Source organism: Betaproteobacteria bacterium (assembly GCA_016791345.1).
GTDB lineage: Bacteria > Pseudomonadota > Gammaproteobacteria > Burkholderiales > JAEUMW01 > JAEUMW01.
The window spans coordinates 1-9,142 of sequence record JAEUMW010000251.1 but is presented as its reverse complement, the minus strand read 5'-3'; the positions used below and the strand labels follow the sequence as shown (position 1 = coordinate 9,142).

The window sequence follows — 9,142 nt, the reverse complement described above, 5'->3', positions numbered from 1 at the left end:
CGCACGCTCTCGTTCGAGCGCGGCGCCGACTTTGCGGTGGAGCTGCGAGCGGGGTAACGGAGCGGTCCGCTCGTACAACACCTGGCGGAAGAGCGTGTGCCGGAACGAATATGACTGCTCTGTCAAATCGCTTCCCGGTTCGGCGCGCGGTGCGATGAGCCATAGCTGCACGCGCGCGAGCTCCTCGCATGTCTCGCCGACCGACCCCGGGTCGCGGTTGAGCGCATTCGCGATTGTGCTGATCCGGAAGTTCACCCCGCAAACAGCGGCCGCTGACAGCAACGCGCGCTGCTCGCTCCCCAGCTTTGCGATGTAATGATCGATGATGTTCGCGAGGTTCTCCGGCACCGCCACATTCGCGAATTCCACCCCGGCAGCAGCGTCCTCACCGGTTGGCGCAGCACACGCCAGGACGTCGTTCAGAACAGACGCCACGAAGAGCGGCACGCCGTCCGTGCGCGCGTGCAAGGCACGCACGAACGTTTCGTTGCGGGCGAGTGAGGGCGACCGCTCCGCCACATAGTCGGCGACCTCGGCTTCCGAGAAGGAATCGAGCACGATTTCCTCGCACAACCCGTGCGGGCGTAGCTCGTGCCGCAGGGGGTCGAGCGGATGATCCAGCACGACCACCTCGGCGAGACGGAAGCTTGCCACCCACATGAGGCGCGCGCTGCCGCGCCGTCGCGCGATATAGTCGATGAGCTGAATCGTCGCGCGATCGCTCCAATGAAGGTCCTCGGTTATCAGCAGCAGCGGCCGGCGCTCGGTGTACCGGTCGAGTAACTCGCCCATCTCGCGGAGCATGCGATCCGGGCTCACGCCGGCAAGCTCTCTTTGCAGGGCGTCGCGTTCCGCTGGAGTGCTAAGCCAAGGCAGCTGCAGCAGCCAGGTCGGCGCAACGGCGCGCAGCAGAGCGGGGACAGCGCAGTCGCGGCGGCACAGCTCCGCGAGAGCGTCGAGAACGGGAAGGTACGGCTCGCCAGAGCCGTAGTGCTCCACACATTGGCCGCGTGCACAAGCGACGTCGCCGAGACTCGCAACGAAGTGCTCGATCAACGTCGTCTTGCCGATACCCGGTTCGCCGGCGATCCAGACAACCGCGCGCCTGCCGCCGCACGCGCCCTCCCAAGCGCGGCGGAGCCGCGAGAGCGCTGCCGCGCGACCGACGAAGGGTGGAGCCTCCCGCGAGCGGAGTGGCGAAGCGTCCGCGTGGGCCCGCGGCGCGATGGGTATCGCAACAGTAGCGGCAATGAAGCGATAGCCTCGCCGCGACACGGTTTCGATGAAGCGCGCTTGACGGGCATCATCGTCGAGCGCCGCCCGCAGTTCGCTGATGGCGGTCTTCAACACCGAGTCGCTGACGAACCGGTGGCCCCAGACTTCGTCCAGCAACGCGTGCTTGGTCAGCAGTGATCCCGGTTGCCGCACGAGCGCGCACAACACGGCGAACGGCGTCGGGGCGAGAGCGACAGCGCTTCCGTCGCAAAGCAGGGATGCATTGGCTTCGTCCAGTTCGAATCGGTCGAAGCGCACCTGCACCGGATTCGACTGCGCCAGGGACTGCGCCGGGGCGTTCCGTTCTGCCATGCGGAGGTTCCGAGACCGGGCTGCGGATAGCTAGCATAAGCGCCGCGTCCTCGGTGCTCAACGGGCAGCGCGCAGGCAACGTGAACCCCGCTCACCGTCCGCACCCCGAGCGCTGCCCAAGGCAGTACCCGCCGCGGCCGGAAGTCGCAGCCCTGCGACTGGAATCGCACCGGACCTTCAGTTTGTTTCCGAGCGGTTCCCCCGCAGTCCGGCGCCGACGAGGTGGACCTCCGCGCCGACGTCCCTATCCCAGCTCGAGCACGATCCGGCCATCCACCCTGCCGTGCTTGAGATCGGCGAAGACCTCGTTGATCTCCTCCAAGCGCCTTTGATGGATATGCGCCTTCACTTTTCCTTCTGCAGCGAAATCGATGGCCTCGGCCAGGTCCTCGCGCGAGCCGACGATGGATCCGCGCAGTGTGATGCGCTTGAGAACCACGTCGAAGATGGGCGTAGCAAAATCTCCGGGCGGCAACCCCACGAGGCTGATCGTACCCTTGCGTCGTACCAGGTGCAGTGCCTGGGCAAACGCCGGCGGCGAGACGGCAGTCACCAGAACGCCGTGGGCACCGCCCTCCGTTTCCCGGATGACCTGCGCCGCCGCGTCGGGCGCCCCTGCGTCGATGGCGAGCTCGGCACCCAGGCTCCGGGCCAATGACAGCTTCTCTTCCGACACGTCCAGGGCCACGACATGGAGCCCCATGGCCTTTGCATACTGGATCGCGATATGCTTGAGGCCACCGATGCCGGAAACAGCAATCCATTCACCGGGACGCGCCTCGGTTTCCTTGATGCCCTTGTAGGTCGTCACGCCAGCACACAGGATCGGGGCCATCGCGACGAAATCCGCGTTGGGGGGCAATCGCCCCACGTAGGCGGCCGAACCGATGGCATATTCCGCGAAGCTGCCGTTCACGCCGTAGCCACTGTTGTGCTGCTTCTCACACAACGTCTCCCAACCGGTGTAGCAATACTCGCAGGCGCCGCACGCATCGTGCAGCCAGGCGATACCGACGCGGTCCCCTTCCTTCAACTGCGTGACCCCGGCCCCAACGGCGGCGACGATGCCGGCGCCCTCGTGGCCCGGAATGAACGGTGGAACAGGTTTTACCGGCCAATCGCCGTCGGCCGCATGCAAATCGGTATGGCAGACGCCGGTCGCGACGATCTTCACCAGAACCTCGCCGGGCCCCGGCGTTGGAACGGGAACGTCCTCGATCGTCAGGGGAGCTCCGAATCGCTGCACTACCGCTGCTTTCATCGTTGTCGCCACTGCGGCCTCCAGAACTCAGATTGACATGGGGAAACCAGCATCCCTGGTGTGTGTGTAACGAACCGCGTTACTCCTGGTACACGTAGGAGCCGGGGGCCGGTCCGAGGGGGGCAAATCCCTGCTCTGCCGCCCCCATCGCCGGCGGCGACACCCCTTCGCGTGAGGAATGCGCGTTGAGCCAGCGTTCCCATTCCGGCCACCACGAGCCTTCGGTGATGGGCACCTGTGCTACCCAGGTCTCGGCATCAACGTAAAGCTCGCCCTCCCGGCGTGTAGCCACCTGATAGTGGCGCCGCGGGTGGCCCGGTTCGCTCACGACCCCCGCATTGTGACCGCCATTCGCGAGCAGGAAGGTGACGTCGGTGTCCGCCAGGAAGTGCAGCTTGTAGACGGATTTCCAGGGCGCCACGTGATCCTCTCGCGTGGCCACGGCGAAGATCGGCACGTGGATGTCGCTGATGACCACGGGACGCCCGTCGACCTTGTAGCGACCTTGGGCGAGATCGTTGTCGAGAAACAGTGAGCGCAGCACCTCCGAGTGCATCTCGTACGGCGCACGGGTCACATCGGCATTCCACGCCATCAGATCGCTCATCCCCTGGCGCTCGCCCAGCAGATACTCCCGCATCATCCTCGACCAGATGAGGTCGTTCGACCGCAGCAACTGGAAGGCCCCCGAGAACTGCTTGCCATCGAGGTAGCCCTGGTCCCACATGATGTCCTCGATGTAGGTGACCTCACTCTCGTCGATGAACGGTGTCAATTCGCCCGGCTCGGTGTAGTCGAGCTCTGTGGTGAACAGGGTCATCGTGCTGATGCGGTCCTCGCCGTCGCGGGCCATGGCCGCCGCCGTGGTCGTGAGCAGGATGCCGCCCAGACAGTAGCCCACCGCATGCGGCTTGACCCCCGGCACGATGGCTTCGATTGCCTCGAGCGCCGCGTAGACCCCGAGTCGGCGATAGTCGTCCATGGAGAGGTCGCGGTCCTCCGGACCGGGGTTTTTCCACGAGATCATGAACACCGTATGGCCCTGCTCGACCAGATACCGCACCATCGAATTCTCGGGCGAGAGGTCCAGGATATAGTACTTCATGATCGGTGCCGGCACGATGAGGATCGGCTCGGCGTAGACCGTCGGCGTGGCCGGCGTGTATTGGAGGAGCTCAATCAGCCGGTTGCGGAACACCACCTGTCCCGGCGTCACTGCCACGTCGCGTCCGACGACATAGGCCTCGGTACCGGCCGGCTTGCGCCCGGCGATCGTGCCTTCGATGTCCTCAATGAGGTTGACGAAGCCGCGCATGAAGTTGAGCCCGCCCGAGAACACACTGGCTTTCAGGACTTCGGGATTGGTCGGCACGAAGTTCGACGGCGACATCACGTCAAGAACCTGTCGCGCCAGGAAGTTCATCGCGTGCTCATTATGCGGCGACATGCCGCGGATGTTCGTGGTCGCATTCCACCACCATTGCTGGTTGAGCAGGAACCACTGGTAGAAGAAGTTGAACGGCGGTTGCTGCCACTCTTCGGCGGTGAACCGGTGGTCCTGGCGCAGCGGCTCGATGCACGGCGGTGCGCCCGGCTGCCACCCGGCGCGGGACGACCACACGGCGAATCGGGCCACCTTGCGCCAGGCCTTCTGCGCGAGCTCCGCCTGCCTCCCCGGTGCCATTGCCAGGTTGGCGAGCCAGTCCAGATAGCCAATGAGCAAGCCGGCGGGCGACACGCCCAAGGTAATGCGGCCAAGGACCGCATGGACAAAGCGGTCGATCGTGCGTCCGCTCGCAGGGAAGGTAATGGCGTCAGTCATCTCTCGGCGCTGCTCGCTTGGCATCTGTGGTGTGGGCACGCGCGCCGCGCGACGCTCGCTACTAACTTCTGTCGAAGTCGGTTTGGGACCACCGCCCTTGGTGGTCAGCGGAACGGGTTTGGAGGCGGAGTCAGACATCGTTGGACCTCCTGATGGCATATGGGTGATTGTTCGCGTCTAATACGCGAACGTTGCTCAGGATGAAGCGTAACGGCCCACGCGCGCCGAGTCGTCAGGGAAATGTCGGCATTCGGTCAAGATTCAAGCAAGCGGATCGGTCGCGCTGAGATTGGTCCACACACGCTCGTGCATATGAGGCCACATCTGCACAGATGGTGCGCGCGCCAGAGACAGTCGCGCACCGCTTCGGCCACTCGAAGCGCCGCGTCGGACCGTGTCAGACCGAAACCGACGCTGTCGGAAGGAAAAAGCTGGAGCGCGCGCGGTGGGCGCAAGGTCGCGCTTTCAGTACCAGGGCTCCCAGCCCCACGCACCCCAGACGCCGGAATCGCCGTAGAGATCCGTCGCCATCGCGGCCTGTGCCTCGTCGGTGGCGATGGCCTGGTTCATCGCCATCTTCCAGTAGCGGCCATACGCCGCCTCCGTTCCTGCGTAGATGCACTTGCAGTACTGCGCATCGGCCCAGATCCAGCGGACGGTACCGTCCTTGTACGGCACCTTGGTGAACTTCCGTTGCGGCATCGCGGCGACCTTCTTCATCCGCTCCGGCGTGTCGGCGAGCTTCATCTGGAATCCCGACGCTGCCAGCATGTGCTCTTCCTCCGCCGTGTTCGTCTTCTCGATCGCGGCGCAGCCTGCTGCAAGCGAACCCGCGATGGACACGAGGCCGATGATGCCGAGGTTTCTCGAACGCACTTTGCACTCCTGCAGGGTTGGAACCGGCGCAATTCTAGCGATCAGTGCAAGTCGCTGCCAGCGATCGTGGAAGGACCACTGGAAGCGGCTTCATTCGTAGAGGCGCGCCCTCAGGGGCAGCTTGCACCCGTCATGGCGGCTTGAAGGTCCTTGCCGAAGTCAGCCTTCTGCAGATTCACCGTGGACTGAATACGCTGAAGATGGGTACCCAGCAGCTTGGCTTTCGTCTGGTCCTGGTACACGTAAACGACGACCTCGTAGTTCCAGCATTTCAGCTCCTTCAGCGGTGGGGTGCCGATGAGCACTTTGTCGTCTTGCGCGTCCCACGTTTCCCCGACCACGATGGGATCCGAGGCGCGCGCAGGGTTCTCGAAACGCGCCTCCAGATACGCCCAGATAGGAAGCCGCCTTGTCGGCTTGAGCGTAATGACTAACCGGGCAACACGGTCTCGGAAATCGATCGCGACGCCCGTACCCAGGGTCTCGAGATACTCCGAGATCTCATTGGGAGGCCGTGGACCCAGGGCGGACGCTGGCAGGGAACGGCTCGCCGGTGCCGGCTCCGATCGCGGTGCCGGAAGTCTGGATTCGAGCACGACGGCATTTCTCAGAATCGACAACCAAAGATCGCGGTTCTCGTCGGAGTAGGGTCTCTTCTCGGCAAACTCGAGGGATAAAACCCCCGGATAACCGCGCGATATCCGGTGCAGTTGACGCTGAGGCGGTTGACCGTCGCAGCCGTCGCCGTTCTCCCACTCGAAGATGATCGTGTCCGATGTCTCCTCGATCATCGAGATCTTCAAGCCAGGACATCCCTGAGTCGCCGATTGCATCAATCGCTGGAAGAAGACTTTCGGAGTGACATTCAAATTGTAGTAATGACTGGTTACCAGCTTCCGCCAATTGTGAACGTCCTCACCTTGCACGACGTACTCGCGAATGGCCTCACGACCGTCCGCGGCCTGGTATCCGAGGTGCCAACCGCTGGAATCGAAAAAGAAACCCCAACGCTCTGGCACCTCCTGTCCGCTGGTCACCGCTGGGCTGGATTGAGCAGCGGCCTTCTGCGCTGCCGAGAAAGGAACCAGTGTTAACGCAAACCACACCAAACAGGGGAGTGCAAAGACGACTGACTTCCACCATAGGTTCATATCGCGCTCTTGGATGATCTCTCATGCGAATAGAATTGTCGCATTGTTCCACGCATGCAGGTCGCAAGTTTGCGCCGGCCCCGACACGTCAGGCCTTGGCCGCATGCGGAAGGAGTCGGCGCTCCACCCACTCGAACGCGCCCTGTGCCAGGAGCGCGAGCGTCGCGGCAGGGATCGCACCGGCCAGCAGCAGCGCGCGGTCGTTGAGTGCGAGGCCCTGCACGATGCGCTCGCCATAGCCACCCGCGCCGATGAAGGCAGCGATGGTCGCGGTGCCGACGTTGATCACGGCAGAAGTCTTGATTCCGGCCAGGATCGACGGCATCGCCAGCGGCAGCTCGATCGACAGCAGGCGATCGCGCGGCGAGAGGCCGAGCGCGGCAGCGGCCTGCCGCAGACCCTCGCGAATGCCGGTAAGCCCCGCGTGCGTGTTGCGCACGATCGGCAGCAGCGCATACAGCGACAGCGCCACCAGCGCTGGCAGCGTCCCGATGGTGCCGAGCGCGGCGATGAGAAAAGCGAGCAGCGCGAGCGCCGGGATGGTCTGGACGACGCCCACGGCTGCCAGCACGCCCTGTCCGAGCAGCGGCCGGCGCGCCGCGATGACGCCGAGCGGAATACCGATGACCATCGATACCGCGAGCGACACCACGACCAGCGTCAGGTGCTCGCGCGTGAGCTTCCAGAAATCGGCCCCGAAGAGCGCGGCGAAGAGGCCGCCTCGCCCGCCCCCGCTGTTCGCGGTCGTACCCGAAAGGAAGTCGTCCGCGGCGGCAGCGAAGCTCTTGCCGTCGAGCTCGACCGCTGCGTTCATGCGCTGCATGGCGGCTTCGTCGATGCTGCCTGCCAGCTTGCCGATCGCGGCCCACGCCTCGGGCGAGCGCTGCGGCACATCGCGCCGGTAGACGAGCACTGCGTCATACCGTGGGAACACGCCGCGGTCGTCGTCGAGTGTGCGCAGCGCGTAGCGCGCGAGCTTCGCGTCGGTGGTGTAGGCGTCGATCACGTCGATCTCGCCCTGGGCTATTGCCTCGTAAGCGAGTCCGTGGTCGAGGCCACGCGGCACGATCCGCGTCAGGCCGTAGGCACGCTGCAGCGCAGGCCAGCCATCGGCGCGTCCCATGAACTCCTGCGAGAAGCCGAAGCGCAGGTCCGAATGCTGCGCGAGATCGGAGAGCGTGCGGATGCCGAGCGCATCTGCCCGGTCGGCGCGCATCGCGAGTGCGTAGCCGTTGGCGAAGCCGAGCGGAACGCCGATGCCGATGCCGCGCGCGGCCAGGTGCTTGTTGATCGCATCGAGGGACACATCGCGGTCGAGGCGCAGCACCTCGCGCGCGAGCGTGCCGGTGTAGTCGGGATAGATGTCGACGCTGCCCGCCTCCAGCGCGGCGAACACGATGCCGGTGTTGCCGAGCCCGGGCCGGTAGTGCGCGGGCGCGTGCTCGCGGGCGGTGCGCGCGACGATCTCGCCGAGGATGTACGACTCGGTGAAGCGCTTGGAGCCGACGACGAGCTTGTCGTCCGCCATCCCGCTCATCGAGGCGAATGCGCACAGCAGGGCGAACACGCCGCACGCTGCGCGCCCCCGCATGTCAGAGCGACTCGACGAGCTGCACCATGCGCCGTCGCGTGGCTTCGTCCGGCAATGGCCCGGTGCCGACGGCCATGTTTTCGACCAGGTGCTCCGGGTTGGCGGTAGCCGGGACGACGCACGTGACCGCCCGGTTCGCGAGGATGTACTTGAGGAAGAATTGCGACCAGCTCGTGCAATCGAAGTCCGCCGCCCACGGCGGCAGCGACTTGTCGCGCACGCGCGCGAGCAGATTGCCCTGCGCAAAGGGTCGGTTGACGATCACCGCGACGCCGCGCTCCGCTGCCAGCGGCAGGATCGTCTGCTCCGCCTTGCGCTCGCGGACGGAATAATTGATCTGCAGGAAATCGAAATCCTCGCTGCGCAGCAGCCGCTCGAGCTCGCGGTAGGCATCCTCGTGGTAATGCGTGATGCCGAAGTAGCGGATCTTCCGCGACGCCTTCCACTCATGCAGTGTGCGCAGATGGGTCGAGAGGCCGAGCAGGTTGTGCACCTGCATGAGGTCGATGCGCTCGGTACGGAGCAGGTGGAACGACTCCTCCATCTGGCGGATGCCGGCGTCGTGGCCGGTCGTCCACACCTTCGTCGCGAGGAACAGCGATTTCGTGATGCCGAGTTCCGCCGCGAGATCGCCGACCACGCCCTCGGACCGGCCGTACATGGGCGAGGTGTCGACGACCGTCCCGCCCGCCTGCACGAACAGATCGAGCACTTCGGTGAGCGGCGCCCGCTCCTCGCGCGACGTGCCGACGTCGAACGTGCGGTAAGTGCCCAATCCCACCGCCGGCAACAATTCGCCGCTGCGCGGAATCGCGCGCTTGAGAAGCGGAGTCGATTCGCCGCGTGCCGAGTTG

General features: G+C 65.0%; 7 protein-coding genes. All 7 read right to left on the bottom strand.

What is annotated here, in order from left to right:
• Positions 1 to 1,587 (bottom strand): AAA family ATPase (locus JNK68_09835; protein MBL8540657.1); only part of this gene is annotated, 1,587 nt, incomplete at its 3' end.
• Positions 1,588 to 1,831: 244 nt separating this feature from the next.
• Positions 1,832 to 2,860 (bottom strand): alcohol dehydrogenase AdhP, encoded by a 1,029-nt coding sequence (gene adhP / locus JNK68_09830; GenBank protein MBL8540656.1) that lies wholly within the window; start codon positions 2,858 to 2,860, stop codon positions 1,832 to 1,834.
• Positions 2,861 to 2,927: 67 nt separating this feature from the next.
• Positions 2,928 to 4,694, bottom strand: coding sequence for a polyhydroxyalkanoic acid synthase (locus tag JNK68_09825; GenBank protein MBL8540655.1), 1,767 nt, complete (start codon positions 4,692 to 4,694; stop codon positions 2,928 to 2,930).
• Between the two features lie 441 nt (positions 4,695 to 5,135).
• Positions 5,136 to 5,546, bottom strand: coding sequence for a hypothetical protein (locus tag JNK68_09820; protein ID MBL8540654.1), 411 nt, complete (start codon positions 5,544 to 5,546; stop codon positions 5,136 to 5,138).
• Positions 5,547 to 5,656: 110 nt separating this feature from the next.
• The gene (locus JNK68_09815; protein ID MBL8540653.1) at positions 5,657 to 6,697 is read right to left on the bottom strand and encodes a hypothetical protein; all 1,041 of its coding nucleotides are present in this window, start codon (positions 6,695 to 6,697) and stop codon (positions 5,657 to 5,659) included.
• An 88-nt stretch (positions 6,698 to 6,785) separates the two neighbouring features.
• Positions 6,786 to 8,288 (bottom strand): ABC transporter permease subunit, encoded by a 1,503-nt coding sequence (locus JNK68_09810; GenBank protein MBL8540652.1) that lies wholly within the window; start codon positions 8,286 to 8,288, stop codon positions 6,786 to 6,788.
• Position 8,289: 1 nt separating this feature from the next.
• Positions 8,290 to 9,099 carry an aldo/keto reductase gene (locus JNK68_09805; GenBank protein MBL8540651.1) on the bottom strand — a complete coding sequence of 270 codons (810 nt, stop codon included), beginning with the start codon at positions 9,097 to 9,099 and terminating at the stop codon, positions 8,290 to 8,292.
• Between the last annotated feature and the right edge of the window lie 43 nt (positions 9,100 to 9,142).